Here is a 20749-nt window from a genome sequence, read left to right on the forward strand (position 1 = left end):
CCGACCTGACCTTACTTCTCTGTTGAAGCGATTGATAATTAAAAGTGAGGATTGGGAAACTCAGGCTGTGCCATCGACGGTTGAACGTGTCGGCGTTGTCGGATTCATCCCGCGCCTAAAGCCGCGGGTATTCTCCTTGCGTTTTATAAACAACTGCGGTGGCGCGCCTCCGAGCGGTCGCCGCCGGCGACCGCGAGGAGTCCGCGAGGGAGTCAGTCGGCCGGAGCGAAGCGGAGGTCGACTGACGAGGCTGGGGAGGCGTGAGGCCGCGGTCCCGCGAGCGACCGGAGAGAGCGAGCGGGAGCACGGAAGTCGCAGCGCCGAGCGTTGCGAGACCGTCGGTCTCGCAGGCAGCCGGGCGAAGCCCGGCGACGAAGCGAGGCGACCGTCTTCCGGCGGTGCTGTGCGGGCGGGCGGGACTCAAAGCCCCAGTCGCGAGGACTCGCACGGCGACGTAAGGACCGCAAGGAGGGAGCGGAGTGACCGACTGAGGACCGCAACGAGCCGCGCGAGTCCTCGCGACTGGGGCTTTGGAGGTGTTCGCCGTCGATCCGTCAGCAACTGTTTATAAGCAAGCGACTGAGACTTCGGAGGTGTTCACCGCCGGTTCGGCGGTTACTTATAAAACATCCTCCAGCGCGTCCATCGTCTCGTCCACGCGCTCGACCCGCGCGTTGTGGCCCATATGTCCGATCCGCAGGATGTCCCCGGCCATCTCGCCCAACCCCGTCGCGACGAGGATATCGGACTCCACACGAAGCCGCTCCTGCAGCGCCTCCGCCCGTCCGGGCATATAAAAGGCGGTCACCGTCGGCGAGCTGCGCTCCGGCGCCGGATACGGCTCCAGCCCCAGCTCCGCGCCGCGCTCGCGACACCGCGCCGCCGCCTCCCGGTGCCGCTCTCGAACCGCGTCGAGCCCCTCGTCCAGCCACAGCCCGAGGGCCGTATCGAGCGCGACGACCTCGGTCGTCAGGTGGGTGTACGGGAACCCCTCCGACGTGTCGCGCCACGGGAGGAAGTTCGTGTACAGCGAGTGCGGGTCGCGCTCCGCCATCGCGTCCCACGCGCGCTCGCTGATCGCGGCCGTGGTGAGCCCCGGCGGCGCGCTGAAGCACTTCTGGGACGCGCCCAGACAGACGTCGATCCGCTCGGTCGGCACCCTCACCCCGCCGAGCGAGGAGACGGCGTCGACGACGGTGAGGATCTCCCCGTCGGCCTCCTCTAACAGGTCCAGCGCGGGCCCGAGGTCGTTGAGCGTCCCCGTCGGCGTCTCGCAGTGGACCATCGTCGCGACCTCGAAGTCGTGACCGTCGTCGGTGAGGACCGACTCCAGTTCCGCGAGCGGGAGCGGCTCGTCGGAGTCGGCCGAGACCAGCGTCGCCTCGCCGCCGGACGACTCGACGAAGTCGGCGAAGCCGTCGCCGTAGAGCCCGTTCGACAGGCAGAGCACCTCGGTTCCGGGTTCCACGAGCGAGACGATCGCGGCCTCTAGACCGAGGATCCCCTCCCCGCCGGGGACGACGACGTCGCGGGTCGGCCCGTCGCCCGTCCCCGCGGGGCGATCGCTCTCTCCGGGCTCGACTCCGTACACCGTCGCCAAGCGGTCGGTGAGTCGGTCGTAGATCCGTCGAAACTCCGGGTCCACGTCGGGGTTGATCAGTTCGCGGCTCATCGCGTCGCGGACGGGGGCGGGGACCGCGGTCGGTCCCGGCGTCATGAGCATACCTCGACACTCGGTTCCAGCGAAATAAGCGCCCCGTACCGGTCGCGGTCGGTGCGATCCGCCGTCACGCGTAAACATATATGACCGGCGGACGGAGTCACACACATGACACGCGGCTATCATTCCCGTTCGAGCTCGGTTCGATCGGCCGATAGAGCCACTGCGGCCGCCGGGTCGGGGGCGTGAATGTCCCGGCGACCCCTCCGGGCCCTCGCCGCCGTCGCCGTCGTCGCCCTCCTCGTCGGGGCGCTCGCCGGCCTCGCCGTCGCGCAAGAGGAGCCGCCGTTCGTGCGCGGCGAGCCCGAGTTGGACGTGTACGTCCCGGACTCGACGGTGTCGCCGGGAACGTCGACGGACCTCGCGGTGCAGATCGCGAACGACGGCGACGTGCAGGCCGGCACTGACCTCCGGAGAGACGCGGTCACGACCGCGCGGAGCGTCGTGGTCGAAGTGCGGAACGACGGCTCGCCGCTCGTCGTCGAAACCGGGCGGTTCGCCGTCGGGTCGATCGGCGACGGCGCGGTCCGCAAGGTGCCCATCTCGGTGCGGGTCCCGGCCGACGCGGAGCCCGGTACGTATTCGCTCGACGTGCGGCTCGAGTACTCGCACACGTTCCTCTCTGCGCCGCGGAGCGGGGTCGTCCAGGACCGAACGCGGACGCTGACCGAGTCGATATCGCTGACCGTCGACGACGCGCCCCGGTTCGCGATGCGGACGGTCGACACGGACGTCCAGGTCGGCGACTCCGGAACGCTCGCGGCGAACGTGACCAACGTCGGCGGCGAGACCGCTCGCGACCTCTCGGTCGAGCTCGCCGCGAACGGGCCCGACCTCGCGCTCGGCGAGACGGAGCGGAACACCGCTCGGATCGATCGGCTCGACCCCGGAGAGAACGCCACGGTCAGGTTCCCGGCGAGCGTCCGCGCGGACGCCGCCGCGGAGTCGTTCGACCTCACCGGCACCGTGCGGTACACCGGCGTCGACGGCATCCGCGACGCTCACGAGGGGATCCCGGTCGGACTCCGACCGCGCCCGGAGCAGTCCTTCTCGGTCGCTCTCGACGACTCCACGCTCCGCGTCGGGGAGAACGGAACCGTCAGCGGGACGGTCCGCAACGACGGGCCGACCGACGTCGAAGGGGTCGTCCTCGCCGTCGGCGACGGGGCGTTCGTTCCCCGCAGTCCGCGGTACGCCGTCGGCGACCTCGCCGCCGGCGAGAGCGCCGCCTTCCGGTTCCGCGGCGAGGTCCCGGCGGACGCCGACTCGATCCCCCAGCAGTTGGTCCTCTCGACGAGCTACCGGAGCGCCGCCGACACCGAACGGACGACCCGGGAGGCGGTGCGCGTTCCCGTCGCCGAGCGTCGGGAGGCGGTGACGGTGTCCGCGGTCGACCCGCAGTTCGCGGCGGGCGAAGACGGCGTGTTGCGGCTCGACGTGACGAACCGCCGCGACGTCGAGCTTCGCGACGTCGAACTGCGCCTCGCCGTCGACCAGCCGCTGGAGAGCGAGTTCCGAACGACCGTGATCCCGTCGCTGGCGCCCGGCGAGACGGGGCGGGTCGCGTTCGACCTCGCGGTCGACGGCGAGGCGCCGCCGAGCCGGTACCCGGCGAGCGTCGAGGTCGGCTACACCGACCCCGACGGGATCCGCGTCACCGGCGACACCGCGACGGTCGCCGCCTCGGTCGTCGAATCGTCCGGCGGCGAGATCCCCATCGAGGCCGGCGTGCTGATCGTCCTCCTGGTCCTCGTCGCCGCCGGCGCGTGGTGGTTCTATGTCCGATGAGACCGACCAGCCCCTCGTCGTCGAGGGGCTCACGAAGGAGTTCGGACGCGTGGTCGCGAACGACGACGTGTCGTTCGCCGTGGACGGGGGCGAGGTGTTCGGGTTCCTCGGACCCAACGGCGCGGGGAAGTCGACGACGATACGACTGCTGCTCGGGCTGTTGAAACCCACCTCGGGGACGGCGAGGGTGCTCGGGGCCGACATTCACGACGAGGCCGCGCTGACCGAGGCCAAGCGCCGGATCGGGTACCTCCCCGCTCACCTCGGGTTCGACGAGGAGGCGACCGGCGAGGCGGTGCTCGACTACCACGGCGAGATGAAGGGCGATCGTCGCCGCGAGGAGCTGCTGGAGCTTTTCACTCCGCCGATCGAGCGACCGGTACGCGAGTACTCGACGGGGAACAAGCGAATGCTCGGACTGGTGCAGGCGTTCATGCACGACCCGGACCTCGTGATCATGGACGAGCCCACCGGCGGGCTCGACCCGCTCAAACAGGAGGCGTTCAACGAGTTCGTCCGGGAGGAGCGCGACCGCGGCACGACCGTGTTCTTCTCCTCGCACGTGTTGAGCGAGGTGCGACGGGTCTGCGACCGCGTCGGCATCCTCCGCGCCGGATCCCTCGTCGAGCTCGAGAACGTCGAAGCACTGCTCCACCGGAGCGGGAAACACGTGCGCGTTCACGCGAGCGACGCGGCGGTCGCGGCGATAGCCGACCTCGACGGCGTCGTCGACCCCGAGCGGTTCACCGAAGGGGTCCAGTTCATCTACGCCGGCGACGTCAACGCGCTCCTCCGCGAGCTCGCGACCCACGACGTCCGCGACGTGGAGATCGGCGAGCCCCCGATCGAGGACGTGTTCGCGCACTACTACGGGAGCGAGGAGGCGGCAGACGAGAGCGAGGGCAACGGCGGCGGAGCGGAGGCGCGAAACGAAAGCGACGCCGCTGAGGAGGGTTCGAATGCTTGAGACGGCTCGGTACGAGGGGCGACGGCGGCTCCGCGGCGCCGCGATCCTCACGGCCGGCGTCGGGGCGTACGCCGGGTTCATCGTCTGGTACTTCACCGTTCTGGAGGGCGTCGACTACGAGGACGTCTTCAGGGATCTGCCCCCGGCGATGCTGGAGGCGTTCGGCATCGAGAGCCTGTCGACGATCGAGGGGTTCCTCGGCGCACAGGTGTTCAACTTCGTCTGGCTGCTCGGGCTGGGGCTGTACTTCGCGTACGTCGCCGGCGGAACCGTCGCGGGCGACATCGAGACGGAGCGGATGGAGCTCCTCCTGTCGTTTCCCGTCACGCGGTCCCGGCTGCTCGTCGAGAAGTCCGCCGCGCTGCTCGTTCCCATGATCGCCGTCAACGCCCTCGGCGGCCCGATAATCTACCTGTTCGTCGTCGCCGTCGGGGAGACGGTCCCCCTCGACCACCTGTTGTTAGCGCACCTGCTGTCGATCCCGTTCCTCCTCGTCTGTGCGGGGGTCGGCCTCGTCTTCTCGGTCGCCGTCGACCGCGCGGCGATCGCCGAGCGGGCCGCCGTCGGCACCGTCTTCGTCCTGTACCTCGTCGAGTCCGTCGTCGGCGGCGCCGACGCGTACGACTGGATACAGTACCTGAGCCCGACGCAGTACTACGAGCCGACGCCGATCCTGATCGAGGGATCGTTCGAGCCGATCGACTCGGCCATCCTGCTCGTCGCGTCTCTCGGCCTGCTCATCCTCTCGCAGGCGCTGTTCGAGCGCCGAGACATCTGAAACGCGAGAATGCGGGAGTTTCACGTCTTTTCGGCCGAACCGACCGGCTCGGTCCGGGGGTCGCCGCCGGTCCGCCGACACGTTAATACCGTTCTGTCGCTTTCGTTCCACCACGATGATGCTTCCGACCCACGTGCTCGCCGGGATGCTGCTCGCCGCGCCGCTCGTGCGCGTGGCACCGGAATTCGCGCCCGTGGGGTTCGTCGCGGGCTTCTTCGGCGGGCTCTTCCCGGACCTCGACATGTACGTCGGCCACCGGAAGACCCTCCACTACCCCGTCTACTACTCCGCGCTCGCCGGCGTCGCCCTCGTCGCCGCCCTGATGGCCCCGTCCGCGGTCACCGTCGCCGCGGCGCTGTTTTTCCTCGGGGCGGCGCTCCACAGCGTCTCGGACATGTACGGCGGGGGACTGGAGCTGCGGCCTTGGGAGGGGAACTCCGACCGCGCGGTGTACGACCACTACCGGGAGCGCTGGGTCGCGCCACAGCCCGGCGTGAGGTACGACGGCGCCGCCGAGGACCTCGCGCTCTCCGTCGGGCTGGCGCTCCCGCTCCTCGTTCTGGTCGACGGCTCCCTCCGGCTGGTCGTGGCCGGCACGCTGCTCGTCGCCGCCGTGTACACCCTCCTTCGCCGGCACCTCGCGGAGCTCGCCGCCCTCGTGATTCCGCTGGTCCCGGTGGCGCTAACGCCGTACCTGCCGGATCGATACAGGGAGATGAAATCGAACAAGTAGCCCGTCACCCGGGCGTTCGCCGCGAAATCACCGGTTACCCGTAGACGCATATTTTTTGCGGCGTATTGACGACATAGTACACACGCATCGCGAGCGATCCGGCCCGTTCGTTCCGCGCGGTGACCGCCGTTCCGTCGAGCGTCGCGATCGGAACGCGGGCCACTGGCAGAATCACCGGACTGACCGGTCCGTTTTCCGCCGACGAGCGAGCCGGGTCGTCGATAAAATAACATATGCGTACGTTATCGGCAGTGTTTCGTCCGTCATGCGGATATAGTCTTGTATATTAATCCCAAAACCATTATCAGCGTATGCGCGCTATAGACGGTATATGACAGTGACGTACCCGACGCGGTCACCGATCGCGGACGACGGACGCGGAGCGGGGAGCCGATGACGGGCGCGGAGCTGCTCCCGGGCGTGTCCCCGACCGTCACGGCGCTCGCCGTGATCGGCCTCGTCCTCGTCGAGGCGGCGCTGTTGTACGCCGTCTACGGGGTTCTCGAGGACAAGCTAGCGCCGGCCGTATTTAAACGGATACAGCGGATATAGATGTTCGAACTGCTGGGGTTGAGCCCGGAGCTCTTCGCGCTGTTCGTCGCCTTCGGGTTCATGGTCGGAGTGTTCTTCGGCTTCTTCGGGATGGGCGGGTCGTTCCTCGTGACCCCCGCCCTGCTCATCTTAGGGTACCCCACGCCGGTCGCCATCGGGAGCTCGATGGCGTTCGTGTTCGGGACGGCGGTGATCGCGACGCTGAAACACCACGACGCCGGGCAGGTGGACTACCGGCTCGGCGCGTTGATGTTCGTCGGGATCACCGTCGGTATCGAGCTCGGGAGCCGACTGGTGTTCGGGCTGGAGATGCTCGGGATCGCGAGCGTGGTCGTCGGCGTCGCCTACGTCCTCCTGCTCGCGGCCATCGGGATCCTGTTCACGCGAAGCGCGATGAACGACGAAGCGGACGGAGACGAGGCGGACGAGAGAGGAGACGATGCGGACAGCGAGGGCGCGGCCGGCGACGCCCCAGACGAGGACGTCCCCGAGATCGCCCGGAAGATCAAGTCGTACAAGATCCCGCCGATGATGACGCTCGCGGACGGGAGCAAGGCGTCGCTGTGGACTATTTCCGGGGTCGGCGGCGGCGTCGGTCTGATCTCGGGGTTCCTCGGAGTCGGCGGCGGCTTCGTCCGGATGCCGGCAATCTACTACGTTATCGGGACCTCGCTGGCGGCGGCGGTCGGGACCAGCCTGTTCGGCGGGCTGATGTCCGGGGCCGTCGGGGCGTTCACGTACGGCCGGGCGGGCGTCATCGATATCGGCATCGTCACGGCGCTGCTGCTCGGGAGCGCGCTGGGCGCCCGGATCGGCTCCGGCGCGACCGCGTACGTCGACGAGGACGACGTGACGATCTACTTCGGGCTCATGCTCCTGACCGCGAGCCTCGCCGTCGCGCTCGGTGAGGTCTCGGCGTGGCTCGCGATGCCGGTCCTCGACCGGATCAGCTTCGTCCTGCTGATCGGCTCGGCGCTGTTCGTCTGCGCCGTCATCCTCTATCACGGCGCGCTCGCGGTCCGGGAGCGCCGGGACGTCACGCCGTCCGCGTAACGGCGGGCGAGGGCGATCTGCACGGCGACGATTCGGCGGGAGGCGGTCTGCGCGGCGACGATTCGGCGAGGGGCGGTCGGCGAGGCTACGATTCGCGCCGGGCCGAACGCCAGCTCTCGAAGAACGCGCTCGCGGGGTGGTAGTCGGGCTCGACGCCCGGCGGCTCCGGCGCGACGAGGTCCCCGTCGGCGTCCGCCGGCGGCCGCTTCTCGTACCAGACGCCGGCCGGCCCGCGGAACAGGTCGGTCCTGACCAGAAAGCGGCGGTGCCAGCGGCGGAGCCGCGCGGCCGCTGTCGCGTCGCCGCGCGCGACGGCTCGCTCCGCGAGCGCCGCGGCCGCTCCGATCCCCTCCGCGAGCGCCCAGCCGTACCGGTCCGCGACGAGCGTGGAGCCGTCGGCCGCGTGCGTGTAGACGAACCCGTTCTCCGCCCAGCCGCGGTCGACGGCGGCGTCGAACAGCTCCAGCCCGCGCTCGTACCAGTCGCCGCCGGAGTCGCCGTCGGTACCGCCGGAGTCGTCGCCCTCGACCGCCGGTCCGTCCGCGTCGTAGCGGTCGAAGAGCGCGAGGAACTTCGCCCACTCGACGTGGTGGCCGGGCTGGTACCCCGGCGGTCGGAACTGGTGGCGGGGCTCGTCGGCGTTGTACGCGAAGTCGTGCTTCCACTCGGCGGTGTAGTGCTCCCAGAGGAGTCCGTCCGTCTCGGCCGCCAGATCGACCGTTATCGCCCTGGCGACGTGGCGCGCCCGGTCGAGGTACGCCGCCTCGCCCGTCGCCTCGTACGCGGCGAGGTACGCTTCGCAGGCGTGCATGTTGGCGTTCTGTCCGCGGTACGGCTCCAACTCGGTCCACTCGGCGTCGCAGTCGCTCCGAAGCAGCCCGGCCTCGTCCCGGAACCGCTCCTCTATCAGCGCGTGGGTCGCGTCGAGGCCCTCGCGGGCGCCGTCGATCCCGGCGTCAGCGGCCCGAGCGTACGCCAGCAGGACGAACGCGTGGCCGTACGCCGACCGGGTTCGGTCGACCGAGTCGCCGTCGGCGGTGACGACGAGTCGGTAGCCGCCGTCGTCGCTGCGGTGGGCCTCGCGGAGGAAGGTCAGGCCGTGCTCCGCGGCGGGGAGACACCAGTCCGGGCCGTCGGCGAGGGCGCCGAGCGCGAAGTTGGCGATCGATCGGCAGGTCGCGACCAAGTGCCGCCGGTCGCCGGTGTAGTGATCTCCCGTCTCCGGATGGAGGAGTCGGTACCCGCGACCGGCGAGCGCGTCCGGGTACTGCACGCGAAGCGTAGCCAGGAGTCGCGCCCGATTCGACCGGGCCCGTCGTCGGGTGTGTGGCGTCGCGTCCGTCCGCGTCGCGTCGGTCGACGTGGCATCGGTCGGCGTCGAGTCGGTCGACGTGGCGTCGGTCGGCGTCGCGTCGGTCATCGCTTCCAACGAGGCGGCCTCACCGCCTAATGGCTGTCGGCGACCGCCGTCCCCGACCCGGAAATCAGTGACACTCGCCCGCACGGTATTGTATGGATTACCCAAAACTATTATCAGCGCCGGGGGCATACGGGTGAGTATGAGTTCGACCGAATCCGTTCCCGCGGAACCGATCCAGCTGTCTGACCCCGACGACTTCGACGACCTCGTCGCCGAGCACGACGTTGTTCTCGTCGACTTCTACGCCGACTGGTGCGGCCCGTGCCGGATGATGGAGCCCGCCGTGGAGGCGGTCGCCGCGGAGACCGACGCCGCCGTCCTGAAGGTCGACGTCGACGTTCACCAGTCGCTCGCGGCCGAGTACGGCGTGCAGGGTATCCCGACGCTGCTCGTCTTCGCCGACGGTGAGCTCGCCGACCGCATGGTCGGCGCCCAGACCGAGGACGTGCTGACCGACGCGGTCGCGGAGCACGCCGCCTGAATGGCCGACCTCGACGGCGAGGTGCTGATCCGAGACGACGCGATGACGCCCCGAGAGCTGCGCGCCGACGTGCCGGCGCTGGGTGAGGCGGCGTACTTCAACTTCGGCGCGCACGGCCCGAGCCCGGAGTACGTCGTCGAGGCCGCCGCCGAGTTCGTCGCCGACCACGAGTACGGCTCGGCGACGACCGATCCGTACGGCCACGCCTTCGAGACGTACGAGTCGGTCCGCGAACGGATCGCGGCGTTCGTCGGCGCCGAGCCCGCCGAGATCGCTCTCACGGAGAGCACGACCGACGGGATCAACCGTATCGCCGGCGCGATCGACTGGGAGCCGGGCGACGTCGTCGTCCGAACGGATCTGGAGCACCCGGCCGGGATCCTCCCGTGGAAGCGCCTCGAACGCGAGGGCGTCGAGGTCCGCGTCCTGGAGACCGAGGGCGGCCGGGTCGACCGCGAGGCGTACGCCGAGGCGGTCGCCGACGCGCGCCTCGTCTGCTTCAGCGCGATCACGTGGACCCACGGGACGCGACTCCCCGTCGCCGACCTCGTCGAGGTGGCGAACGAGGCCGGCGCGTTCACCCTCGTCGACGCCGTCCAGTCGCCCGGACAGGGCCCGCTCGACGTGTCGGCGTGGGGCGCCGACGCGGTCGCGGCCGCGGGCCACAAGTGGGTCCTCGGCCCGTGGGGCGCCGGCTTCCTCTACGTCGACCGCGAGACCGCCGCCGGGCTCGCGCCCCGGGTGGTGGGGTACCGCAGCGTCGACGACCCGAACGGCGACGAGATCGAGTATAAGGAGGGCGCCAAGCGGTTCGAGGTCGGCTCGACGACCGCGGCCGCCCACGTCGGCCTCGCCGAAGCGCTCGACGCGATCGACGCGGTCGGGCTCGACGCGATCGAGTCCCGGATCGCCTCGCTCACCGACCGGCTCAAAGCGGGCGTCCCCGAGGACCGGCTCCTGAGCCCGCGCGCGTACGAGAGCGGGCTCGTCACGATCGATGTCGACGACCCCGACGCGACCGTCGAGCGCCTCGCGGAGCGGGACATCGTCGTGCGCTCGCTGCCGCACCCGAACGCGATCCGCGCCTCCGTCCACGCCGTCTCCACCGAGTCGGAGGTCGACCGGCTGGTCGACGCGCTCGACGCGGAGTGGTGAGCGCGCGGGACCTCCCCGCCACCGTCCGCCAATCGCGCGATTCCGACCGATCGGACGCGTTTTAGCACTCGGCGCCCAAGACCGCACATGGGTTTCCACACGTTCGACGCCGACCAAGCGGAGCGGCTGGAGCGGCCCGGCCGCTATCGCTGGGTGTCCGCAGAGGAGCTGATCGGACCGCTCGCCGAGGCCGGCGCCGGGGTCGTCGCCGACCTCGGCAGCGGCACCGGGTTTTACACCGACGACGTGGCGCCGCACGTCGAGACCGCCTACGGCGTCGACGTACAGCCCGAGATGCACGACCACTACCGCGAGAAGGGGACGCCGGAGAACGTCGAGCTCGTCGCGAGCGACGTGGCCGACCTCCCGTTCGCGGACGGCGAGCTCGACGGCGTCTTCTCGACGATGACGTACCACGAGTTCGCGAGCGACGCGGCGATGGCGGAGCTCGCGCGCGTCGTTCGATCTGACGGGGTCTGCGTGACGTTCGACTGGACCGGCGACGGCGCCGGCGACCACGGCCCCCCGGTCGAAGAACGGTTCACCGCCGACGACGCGGTCGCGGCGCTGGAGGCGACGGGGTTCGAGGTCGTCTCGGCGGCCACCCGAACGGAGACGTTCGGCGTCGTCGCCCGAGCACCGTGACCGACCGCCGAATCCGCAAATAACTGTTTCAGCGTCGGATTCGAACGTTCGTGAAGAAATACCGTTAGGTGCGTCCAGCCCGTATGCGACGTATGTCCGCTCGTTCCCGACCGGTCGCCGTCGCCGCGCTCGCCCTGTTCGCGACGCTCGTCGCGCGACCGGCCGCGGCCCACGTCGACTACGTCACCGAGGGGTCGGGCGACCCGCTCGACGCAGCCGCGTTCACCGCCGAGGTGCTGTCGGAGCCGTTCAACGCGGCGCTGTTCGGCGGTTCCGGCCTCCTCGCGCTCGCCGGCCTCGCCGTCTACCTCCGGATACGGCCCACCATCGTCGACGTCGTCGTCCTCCGCGAGACGCTCGCCGGCTACGGCGACCTCGTCCCGTGGATGCTGCGGCTGGCCGTCGGCCTGCCCCTCGTCGGCGCCGGCTTTCAGGGATACCTGTTCGCGCCGACGCTCTCGTTCGATCCCGGAGCGAGCCCGCTCCTCCGGGTGCTTTTCATCGGGCTCGGCTTCTTCGTCCTCTTCGGGCTCGCGACGCGGATCGCCTCGGCGGTCGGCCTGCTGACGTACGCGTGGGTGCTCCTCGCGGTCGACCCCGCCGTCGTCCTCGCGGTGGAGTACGTCCCGGTGTTCGTCGCGCTGGCTATCCTCGGCGGGGGGCGGCCGAGCGCCGACGACATGCTGCTGGCGGTCGCGAGCACGCCGGGGTCGTACTACGGCCGGATCGATCCCGTCCACCACCTGAAGGCGTTCCTCGACGAGTCGACGGGGTCGCTGCGCCGGTACGTTCCGACGGTGCTCCGGGTCGGAATGGGCGCCTCGTTCGTCTACCTCGGGCTGGTCCAGAAGCTGGCTGACCCCGCCAGCGCGCTGCTCGTCGTCGAGAAGTACGACCTCACGTCGGTCGTCCCCGTCGATCCGGGGCTGTGGGTCGTCGGCGCCGGGGTGACCGAGATCGCCGTGGGGCTCGCGCTCATCGCGGGCTTTTTCACCCGCGGCGCGGCCGCGCTCTCGTTCGTGCTGTTCACGACGACGCTGTTCGGGCTCCCGGACGACCCCGTCCTCGCCCACGTCGCGCTGTTCGGGATGGCGTCGGCCGTCTTCACGCTCGGGTCCGGGCCGCTCGCGTTCGACCGCTGGTTCGGTCGCCCCGCGCTCGACGGCGACGAGGCGGTGATCCCGGCGGACTGAGGGGCGGTCGGCCGAAGCCCGGCCGATCGAGAGCCGAGGACGACCGGATTTAAGCCGCGCTCGCCCGCGTAGTGAGGTATGAACGTCGACCTCGGCAACGCACTGGAGACGACGCCCGGACTCACAGAGGAGACCCTGGAGCGACTCGACGACCGGGTCGCGGACGCGCACGACCGGATCGCCGCCGGCATGGCCGCCGACGAGTTCGGCTACGCCGCGCTGAACCTCCCCGAGACGGCCGACCCGGAGGCGATCCGCGCGGCGACCGATCGGTTCGACCGCCCGTCGGCCGTCCTGACGGTCGGGATCGGCGGGAGCGCGCTCGGCGCCGCGACGATCGCGAACGCCCTCGAAAGCGACGTGGACGCGTACTTCCTCGACAACGTCGACCCCGACGCGGTCGACGCGCTGCTCGACGACCTCCCGCTCGCCGACACCGTCGTCAACGTCGTCTCGAAGTCCGGGACGACCGCGGAGACGCTCGCGAACTTCCTCGTCGTCCGCGAGGCGATGACCGAGGCGGGCGTCGACTGGACCGAGCGCACCCTCGTGACGACCGGCGAGGCGGGGAACCTCCGCGCGCTCGCCGACGCCCACGACCTCCCCGCGCTGGACGTGCCCGACGGGGTACCGGGGCGCTTCTCCGCGCTCTCGACGGTCGGGCTCGCGGTGCCGGCGCTGCAGGGCCACGACATCGAGGCCGTGCTGGCGGGCGGGTGCGACGGGATGGAGAGCCTGTCGGAGTCGCTGTTCGAGACGCCCGCGTACGCCTACGCCGCGGCGACGTACGCGCTCGCGGAGCGCGGCGCGCTCACCAACGCCGTGATGCCGTACGCGGAGTCGCTGGAGACGTTCGCGGAGTGGTTCGCCCAACTGTGGGCCGAGAGCCTCGGCAAGGACGGGCTGGGCCAGACCCCCGCCCGCGCGCTCGGCGCGACCGACCAGCACTCCCAGCTCCAGCTCTACCGCGCCGGTCCGCCGGACAAGCTCGTCTCGCTGATCCGCCCGACCGAGCGGGCGGAAACCGCGATCCCCGAGACCGACCTCGACGGGCTCGCCTACCTCGGTGGCTCGTCGCTCGGGGAGCTACTCGACGCCGAGTTCGAGGCGACCGAGGCGAGCCTCGCGGCCGCCGACGTGCCGAACCTGCGCGTCGAGATCGACCGCGTCGACGAGCGCAGCCTCGGCGAGCTCCTCTACGAAATGGAGGCCGCCTGCGTCCTCTACGGCGAGCTCGCGAGCGTCTCGACGTTCACGCAGCCCGCGGTCGAGTGGGGGAAGAAGGCGGCGCGGGGGCTGCTCGGCGGCGGCGACTTCCCCGAGGCGGACGCCGTGGCCGACAAGCGCGAGCTGCGCGTCGAGCGGTCGTAACGCCGGAGTCTCGACCTCCGTCCGGACGCGAATCCCTTCCGTTTCCGGTGCCGATAAACGCCCGCGAGCCGTACGACCGCCAATGAGCGAGACGCCGTCCGAGCCGGTGAACCGTATCCTCCGCGTCGCCAGCGCGGCGTTCGCGGTCGTCCTCGCACTGTTCGTCGCCAGCGCGGTGACGACGCCCGCCGCCGAGTTCGCCGTCTCGCTCGGACTCGTGGCGGAGGGAACGACCGGCCTGCAGGTGCTCCGGACCCTGTTGCAGTTCGGCGGATTCCTGGCCGCGGTCGTGGGGTACCTCGCGATCACCGATCAGTGGAGGCTCGTTCCCGTCTCCCGACCGACGCTCCGAGACGCCGGACTCGTCCTCGGCGGAGGGATCGCCCTGTTCGCGTTCCAGTACGGCGCGCTGTTCGTGCTCGGCGAGATCGGCCTCACGACCGGGCAGAACCAGGCGGTCGTGCCCGACGGCGACCCGGTGACGTACTACCTCGCCATGGTCGCCGTCTCGCTGCTCGTCGTCGGCCCGGTCGAGGAGGCGCTGTTTCGCGGGGTCGTACAGGGGGGGATCCGGCGCGCGTTCGACGCCGTCCCGGCGATCCTGCTCGCGAGCCTCGTGTTCGGACTGGTCCACCTGCCCTCCGTCTCGGGGACCCCCGGACAGCGGTGGGCGTACGTCGCCGTCGTCGTCGTGCTCGGCGCGGTGCTCGGCGTCCTCTACGAGCACACGGAGAACGTCGTGGTGCCCGGGCTCGCGCACGGCGTGTACAACGCCGTCATCTACGTGGTGTTGCTCGCGCAGTCGATATAGATAGCTGACCGCGGATCGGCGGTGACCGCCTCCGAAGGCGCGGCCGCTCGGTTATAAATATTTGAGATCGGGACGCCGATGGACGTCGACAAAGCCCCAGCGGCGACGACTCGCGCGGCTTGCTGCGCTCCTCGCTCGCGTTGCTCGCTGCGGTGCTTACTGCGCCGTGCTTCGTCCTCGCCGCTGCCCCTTTGAATCCCGCCCAGCACCGCAACCGCACCGCGCCTCACGCCCACCCCAGCCTCGCGGCTCACGCTTCGCGGCTTCGCCGCTCGCGTTCGCCGCGTCCCTCGCACGCGCTACTCGCGGTCGCACGGGAGACCGCTCGCAGGCGCGCGCCGTCCCCGATTTGCGGAGGCGTTAGAAGTCGGCTTTTCCCCACCGCAGGTCGTCGTACGTCGCCTGCTGGTCGCTGTCGAAGCGCTCCTCGAACTTCCGGCGGAGCGCGGCCTTCTCGGTAGCGGCGATCCGCGCCAGCTCGTCGGCCTTCGCGACCGCCTCTGGCGGTCCGCGGGTCGTCGCCACCTCGGCGAGGACCTGCCGGGTGAGTCGGTCGCGCGTCTCCGCGTCGCGGGTGAACGCGTACGGCGCCTCCAGCTTGTAGGTCACGTCGGTCCGGGGGTCGTACACGATCATGAACGTGGGCTCGTACAGCTCGGGGTCGAGCTCGCGGTCGATCCCGAGCGCGTCGCCGTCGGCGGCCATCGTCGCGTCGGCGCCCCCGCGGCTGCGGAACCAAGTGGTGAACGTGAGCGCGTCGTCGAGGCGGTCGCCGCGGGCGCGTCCGGCCGGTTCGTCGCCGCCCGCGCCGTCGGGTCCCGCGCCGCCCGGCCGACCCCCCTCCTCCCGGCGCTCCAACAGCCGCGTGAACAGCGCGGTGTCGTCGGGCCACGGCGGCTCGACGCCTTTCCGGGCCAGCGCCCGGACGATCGTCCCACTGGAGGGGTTCTTCACGAAGCCGGCGAGCGGCACGTCGCGCTCGACGAACCGCTCGACCAGCCGGACGTACTTCTCGACGACCGCGCGGGGCTTCGCCTCGCGGGCGAGCGCGCCGAGCTCGGGGTTGCGGTCGTCCCACGTGAACAGCTCCTTCGGATATATCGGGCCGTCGAGGACGAGCAGGTCGTCGACCGCGTCGGCGTGGTCGAGCGCGTGCGTCCCCTCGGCGAGGTATAACGCGAGCGCGTGGACGACCCCCTCCGCGTACCGGTTCACCCGCGGCGCGTGGAGCACGCGCTGGCGGGTGTGACCGTCGTCGCGCTTGCGCCAGTCGTCGTCGAAGTCGGCGGTGGAGTCGCCGGCGTGGACGGTGGCGACGATGGTCCGGTCGCGGTGGATGTCCATGTCCGTCGGCTCGCTCGCCATCGCGGCGTGGGCCACGTCGACGACGAGCCCGTTCTTAAACGTCGTCGGGTTGATCGTTCCCGAATCGAGCCCGTGGACGGTCTCGAACGGGCGCTCGGCGAGGGCGGCGTCGTCGATGGGAGCCAGCCGCCGCTCGTGGTCGCCGACGGGCTCTATCACGACGCGGCCGTCTCGACGGAGCTCGGGGAGCCAATCGCGCCACACCCGCCCCGCGAGGTCGTCGTGGTCGGTCGTGTCCACGTCGCTCGCGATCCCGTACGCGAGCCGGGCGATGTTCTCGACGTGGATCGGATCGAGCGTCACGGCCGTACTGCGAGCCGATCGGTCTTAAAGGCGTTCGCCCGAAGCGGGTGGAGTCGACGGATATCGACGCCGAAACGACGGACGAGACGGCTCGGGTCGCCGATCGCAATTCGGCCGTTTATCCGAGGGAGAACCACCCACAGTATCAACGCAGATATTCGGAGGAGAACCTTCTTTGCCGGAATTGGTAGAGTGGTCGTATGGTAGAGTCAGGGGTCGCGTCGGAAACGACGACGGGCCGATCACAGGGAATAGGCGAAAAGCTCCGCGAGGTCGTCCGGTACATCCCGGACGGCACGTCCATGCCGAAAGAGATGTGGGCGGGTCGCCACCGGAACATCCTGATCGCGATCGCGGTGCAGGTGCCGTTTTTGATCGCGTTGGGGCTGTACAGCGGGACCGATTCGTTCACCGGCGCGGAGGTCCCCGCGGTGCCGGCGTGGATGCTCGGCGGCTTCGTCGCCGTCATCCTCGCCACCGCCGCGCTGGCGAACGTCTCCCGGCTCACCCGGCGCCAGCGGACGGTGCTCACGGCGTTCAGCCTCATGACCGTCTCGATGGCGCTGGTGAAGCTGTCGGGCGGCTACATCGAGGCGCACTTCAGCTTCTTCGTGTTCGTCGCGGTGCTCGCGCTGTACGAGGACTGGGTCCCGTTCGCCGTCGGCGTCGGGTACGTCGCCATCGGCCACGGCGCGTTCAGCCTGATCGATTCGAGCCTCGTCTACAACCACGCCGCGGCGATCGAGAACCCGATCGTCTGGGGCGGAATTCACGCGTTCTTCATCCTCGGGCTCGTGGGCGCGCTGATGGTCAACTGGTACTCCATCGAGAAGTCGCGCGAGGAGGCGCAGCGCCAGCTCGACCTCGTCGCCGAGCAGAAGTCGGAGATCCAAGACGTCGAGGAGGCGAAAGCGGAGGTCGAGAAGCGTCGCGAGGAGGTCGAGTGGCTGAACGATCACCTCGAGACGAAGGCCGACGACTACAGCGCGACGATGGACCGCGCGGCCGACGGCAACCTCACGGTCCGGTTAGACGCCGACAGCGAGAGCGAAGCCATGGAGCAGATCGGCGCCGCGTTCAACGAGATGATGGACGACATCGAGGCGACGATGCGGGACGTCCAGTCGTTCGCCGGTGAGGTGTCCGCGGGCAGCGAGAAGACGGTCGAAGGCGTGGACACCGCCGAGGCGCGCAGCAAGGACGTGAGCCGATCGGTCGGCGAGATCGCCGAGGGTGCCGACGAGCAGCGCGAGATGCTCGAACAGGTCTCCGGCGAGATGAACAACCTCTCGGCGACGATCGAGGAGGTCGCCTCCTCGACGGAGACCGTCGCGGACGCGGCCCAACAGACGGCGTCGATCGCCGACGAGGGACAAGACACCGCGGGCGAGGCGATAGGCAGCGTCAACCAGTCACAGGACGCGATCGGCGAGACGGCGGAGAAGGTCAGGGTCCTCGACGAGCGGATGGAGGACATCGGCGAGATCGTCGACCTCATCGGTGATATCGCAGGGCAGACGAACCTGCTCGCGCTCAACGCCAACATCGAGGCGGCCCGGGCCGGCGGCGGTGGCGGTGGCGGCGGGAGCGACGGGTTCGCGGTCGTCGCCGACGAGGTCAAACAGCTCGCCGAGGAGACGCAGGAGGCGGCCCAAGAGATCGAGGAGCTCATCGCCGGCACGCAGGCGCAGACGCAGGCGACCGTCGAGGAGGTCCGGACCGCCGAGGAGCATATGGAGGACAGCGCCGAGGCGGTCAGGGACGCCGCCGACGCGTTCGCCGAGGTGGCGGGCAACGCCGGGGAGACCGACGACGGGATCCGCGAGATCAGCAAGGCGACCGACGACCAGGCCGCCAGCACCGAGGAGACGGTGTCGATGGTCGAGGAGGTCGCGGGGATCAGCAAGTCGACCGCAGACGAGGCCGACGAGGTCAGCGAGGCGGCCGACGAGCAGCTCGCCGCGATGTCGCAGGCGACCGCCGAGGCCGGCTCGCTCGCCGACCAAGCCGAGCGGCTCCGGGCGCTGCTCCGGAAGTTCGAGGTCGGCGAGGAGTCGCCCGACGGGCCGTCGGCGTCCGGCGCGCGCAACGTCGCGATGGGCGACGGCGGGCAGTCGGACTGAGACGGCGGCCGCGGACGGCCCGACGACGGTCCCTTTTAAATCGCGTCGACGACGGCCGCAAACACCGGTAGCGCGCGCTTCACCCCCGCGCCGTCCTCGACGAAGACCAGCGTGCGGGGCGGGCGGACCGCCTTCGGCCTGACCCGGAGGCTCGCCTCGTCGGCCGCATCGGCGGCGGCGTTCGGAAGGCCGCCGCCGTCGCGCCCGCCGATGAACTCGATCCGGACGCGGTCGGGCTGGACGTACACCGCGGCGACGTCGCGCCCGACGCCTTTCGCTCCGCCGTCGCCGCCGTGAACGATCCGGTACGCGAGCGCGCCGTCGGTCGTCGGCTCCACGTCGGGGTCGGCGTCGGCGAGCGCGAGGTCGCGAAGCCGCCCCTCGTCGCCGGAGACCTCCGAGGCGAGGAGCTGCCCGATCCGGACGCCGTCGGTCAGGCGCTCCTCGACCATCAGGCGTCACCCGCGGCGTCGGTCGCGTCGCCGTTGCCGCCCCCGTCGCCGGCGCCGTCTCCGGTCGCGTCGCCGGCGGCCGCGAGCTCCTCGCGCACGTCGGCCGCGAGGTGGTCGACCGCGGCGCCGTGCTCCTTCGCGACGAGGACCGCGGCCGCCTCGATGGTGACCGCGAGCGCGCGCTGCCGCTCGTTGATCGCGGCGACGGCGCGCTGCTTCTCGACGCCGGCCCCGACGATGGCGTCGAGGGCGGTCTCGAAGGTGGACTGCTCGCGGAGGATCTCCTCGTCGGGCGTGAACCCCTCCGGAACGAGCACCTCGTCGGGGTCGAACCGCGCGACGAGGTCGCCGTCGTCTTCGTCCACCAGCCCGCGACCGACGGCGACGTCGACCAGCCGCTTCGCCTGGTCCGGCGAGAACCAGTCGCGGTCGAGCGACAGCGCGACGACGAACTCGCCCTCGCCCAGCCGCTCCTTCGCGCGGTGTTTGAACGGGACGGCGACGGCGACCTCCAGACTCATGTTCGAACGAGGGGGCGGCGACGGCGGTAAACCTACCGGACCGCGAGCAGTCTCCAAGGCGGCCGAGGCGGTCGACCGGCGCTCCCGGTGTCGCGCTCGCAGCCGACAACGATTATGCCGCGCCGGCGCGATGACGCACGTATGGAGACCCGACCGCTCGGCGACACCGGCCACGACAGCAGCGTCATGACGTTCGGGACGATCGCGCTCAACTGGCTCGAACAGGAGGGCGCGAACCAGTTGGTCGAGCACGTTCTCGACTACGGCGTCAACCACTTCGACGTGGCCCCGGAGTACGGGGACGCGGAGCTGAAGCTCGGCCCGAAGCTCCGTCAACACCGCGAGGAGATATTCCTCGGCTGTAAGACCCAAGAGCGAACCTACGAGGGCGCGTGGCGCAAGCTCGACCGATCGCTGAACCGCCTCGGCGTCGACACGATCGATCTGTACCAGGTGCACGGGCTCGAGTACGAGGATGAACTCGACGCGATCACGGGCGACGACGGCGCGCTCGTGGCGTTCCGCGAGGCCAAAGAGCAGGGGCTGATCGACCACGTCGGCCTGACGAGTCACGGCGACCCGGGCCTCATCCTCGACGCGCTCGACCGCATCGACGACCTCGAATCGCTGATGTTCCCGCTGAACCCCGTCGTCGCCGGGAAGGACGACGGCGAGTACGATTACGAGGCGGTCCTCGCCCGCGCCGACGAGGAGAACGTCGGGACGCTGGGGATCAAGGCGTTCGCCGGCGGCTCGTGGCCCCCGACCGACGAGCTTTCGGAGGCTGACCGGCCGTTCGCGAACTGGTACCGGCCGGTCGCCGCGCCAGACGAGATCCGCGAGCGCTTCGACTTCGCCGCCGCACAGGGGCTCACCAGCGTCGTCAGCGCCGGCGATCCGAAGCTCGTCACCATGATCCTCGAAGCCGCCGCCGACTACGACGGGATGGACGCGACCGCCCAGCGGTCGCTGATCGAGCGGGTGCGCCACGACGACAGCCCGGTTCCCGAGCAGCTGCACCACTGAACGAGACGAATGGACGTACCAGACACGGTCGCGGCCGCGCTCTCGGACCGACCGGTGGCCGGGAAGCGCTGTCTAGAGGCCGGTGCGGGCGTCGGAAACGCGACCGCCGGGCTGCTCGCGACCGGCGCCGATCGGGTGTACGCCGTCACGAACGACCGGGATCACGCGCGGACGACGCGTCGGCGCATCGGCGACGACAGCGACGACGCCGGCGGCGCCAGCGACGACAACGGCGGCGCCCGACAGGCGCTGCGTGAAGCGGGCCTCCGGACGGTCCCGGACCCGGCCCGCA

General features: G+C 70.4%; 19 protein-coding genes and 1 pseudogene. 15 read left to right on the plus strand and 5 right to left on the minus strand.

From position 1 onward, the window contains the following. Positions 1-619: 619 nt before the first annotated feature. The gene (locus OQF71_RS08125) at positions 620-1723 is read right to left on the minus strand and encodes an alanine--glyoxylate aminotransferase family protein (protein WP_280586977.1); all 1104 of its coding nucleotides are present in this window, start codon (positions 1721-1723) and stop codon (positions 620-622) included. 186 nt (positions 1724-1909) lie between these two features. On the opposite strand from OQF71_RS08125, the gene OQF71_RS08130 reads away from it, so the two are divergent. The 6 genes from OQF71_RS08130 to OQF71_RS08155 all read left to right on the plus strand — a co-directional run bounded on the left by OQF71_RS08130 (position 1910) and on the right by OQF71_RS08155 (position 7591). Next, positions 1910-3508, plus strand: coding sequence for an NEW3 domain-containing protein (locus OQF71_RS08130; protein WP_280586978.1), 1599 nt, complete (start codon positions 1910-1912; stop codon positions 3506-3508). Then, positions 3498-4475, plus strand: a complete 978-nt coding sequence (locus tag OQF71_RS08135) for an ABC transporter ATP-binding protein (RefSeq protein ID WP_280586979.1) — start codon at positions 3498-3500, stop codon at positions 4473-4475. The genes OQF71_RS08130 and OQF71_RS08135 overlap by 11 nt, the downstream gene beginning before the upstream one ends. Continuing rightward, entirely contained in the window at positions 4468-5253 is a 786-nt protein-coding gene (locus tag OQF71_RS08140) for an ABC transporter permease subunit (protein WP_280586980.1), read from the plus strand. Before OQF71_RS08135 ends, OQF71_RS08140 begins: the two co-directional genes overlap by 8 nt. A 115-nt stretch (positions 5254-5368) precedes the next feature. Further along, positions 5369-5986 carry a metal-dependent hydrolase gene (locus OQF71_RS08145; protein WP_280586981.1) on the plus strand — a complete coding sequence of 206 codons (618 nt, stop codon included), beginning with the start codon at positions 5369-5371 and terminating at the stop codon, positions 5984-5986. A 393-nt stretch (positions 5987-6379) separates the two neighbouring features. Further along, on the plus strand, positions 6380-6538 hold the full coding sequence (locus OQF71_RS08150) for a hypothetical protein (protein ID WP_280586982.1): 159 nt from the start codon (positions 6380-6382) through the stop codon (positions 6536-6538). Beyond that, positions 6539-7591, plus strand: coding sequence for a sulfite exporter TauE/SafE family protein (locus OQF71_RS08155; protein ID WP_280586983.1), 1053 nt, complete (start codon positions 6539-6541; stop codon positions 7589-7591). Positions 7592-7676: 85 nt separating this feature from the next. Here the strand turns inward: OQF71_RS08155 and OQF71_RS08160 are convergent, their stop codons facing one another. Then, positions 7677-9011, minus strand: coding sequence for an AGE family epimerase/isomerase (locus OQF71_RS08160; protein ID WP_280586984.1), 1335 nt, complete (start codon positions 9009-9011; stop codon positions 7677-7679). A 139-nt stretch (positions 9012-9150) separates the two neighbouring features. On the opposite strand from OQF71_RS08160, the gene trxA reads away from it, so the two are divergent. The 6 genes from trxA (at position 9151) to OQF71_RS08190 (ending at position 14667) form a co-directional block, all read left to right on the plus strand. After that, positions 9151-9492, plus strand: coding sequence for a thioredoxin (trxA, locus tag OQF71_RS08165; protein WP_280586985.1), 342 nt, complete (start codon positions 9151-9153; stop codon positions 9490-9492). Beyond that, the gene (locus tag OQF71_RS08170; RefSeq protein WP_280586986.1) at positions 9493-10647 is read left to right on the plus strand and encodes an aminotransferase class V-fold PLP-dependent enzyme; all 1155 of its coding nucleotides are present in this window, start codon (positions 9493-9495) and stop codon (positions 10645-10647) included. Between the two features lie 87 nt (positions 10648-10734). Beyond that, positions 10735-11292, plus strand: a complete 558-nt coding sequence (locus OQF71_RS08175; RefSeq protein WP_280586987.1) for a class I SAM-dependent methyltransferase — start codon at positions 10735-10737, stop codon at positions 11290-11292. 92 nt (positions 11293-11384) lie between these two features. Next, positions 11385-12485 carry a DoxX family protein gene (locus tag OQF71_RS08180; protein ID WP_280586989.1) on the plus strand — a complete coding sequence of 367 codons (1101 nt, stop codon included), beginning with the start codon at positions 11385-11387 and terminating at the stop codon, positions 12483-12485. A 78-nt stretch (positions 12486-12563) separates the two neighbouring features. Further along, a complete protein-coding gene (locus OQF71_RS08185) occupies positions 12564-13856 on the plus strand; it encodes a glucose-6-phosphate isomerase (protein WP_280586991.1) in 1293 nt (430 codons plus the stop codon). 82 nt (positions 13857-13938) lie between these two features. Continuing rightward, positions 13939-14667 (plus strand): type II CAAX endopeptidase family protein, encoded by a 729-nt coding sequence (locus OQF71_RS08190; RefSeq protein ID WP_280586992.1) that lies wholly within the window; start codon positions 13939-13941, stop codon positions 14665-14667. A 360-nt stretch (positions 14668-15027) separates the two neighbouring features. Here the strand turns inward: OQF71_RS08190 and OQF71_RS08195 are convergent, their stop codons facing one another. Next, a complete protein-coding gene (locus tag OQF71_RS08195; protein ID WP_280586993.1) occupies positions 15028-16335 on the minus strand; it encodes a DNA double-strand break repair nuclease NurA in 1308 nt (435 codons plus the stop codon). Positions 16336-16535: 200 nt separating this feature from the next. On the opposite strand from OQF71_RS08195, the gene OQF71_RS08200 reads away from it, so the two are divergent. Next, the gene (locus tag OQF71_RS08200) at positions 16536-18458 is read left to right on the plus strand and encodes a methyl-accepting chemotaxis protein (RefSeq protein WP_280586994.1); all 1923 of its coding nucleotides are present in this window, start codon (positions 16536-16538) and stop codon (positions 18456-18458) included. A 35-nt stretch (positions 18459-18493) separates the two neighbouring features. Here OQF71_RS08200 and OQF71_RS08205 read toward each other — a convergent pair whose 3' ends face one another. Together OQF71_RS08205 and OQF71_RS08210 are read right to left on the minus strand one after the other, a co-directional pair. Then, the gene (locus OQF71_RS08205) at positions 18494-18910 is read right to left on the minus strand and encodes a hypothetical protein (RefSeq protein WP_280586995.1); all 417 of its coding nucleotides are present in this window, start codon (positions 18908-18910) and stop codon (positions 18494-18496) included. Continuing rightward, positions 18910-19431, minus strand: a complete 522-nt coding sequence (locus tag OQF71_RS08210) for a DUF2240 family protein (RefSeq protein ID WP_280586996.1) — start codon at positions 19429-19431, stop codon at positions 18910-18912. The genes OQF71_RS08205 and OQF71_RS08210 overlap by 1 nt, the downstream gene beginning before the upstream one ends. 141 nt (positions 19432-19572) lie before the next feature. Here OQF71_RS08210 and OQF71_RS08215 point away from each other — a divergent pair, with 141 nt between their 5' ends. Together OQF71_RS08215 and OQF71_RS08220 are read left to right on the plus strand one after the other, a co-directional pair. Then, positions 19573-20457: an aldo/keto reductase gene (locus OQF71_RS08215; RefSeq protein WP_280586997.1), complete on the plus strand. Its 885-nt coding sequence runs from the start codon at positions 19573-19575 to the stop codon at positions 20455-20457. Positions 20458-20466: 9 nt separating this feature from the next. Then, a pseudogene (locus OQF71_RS08220) lies at positions 20467-20749 on the plus strand (SAM-dependent methyltransferase); the annotation flags it as partial.

The organism is Halorubrum sp. Boch-26 (genome assembly GCF_029889805.1).
Taxonomy (GTDB): Archaea; Halobacteriota; Halobacteria; order Halobacteriales; family Haloferacaceae; genus Halorubrum.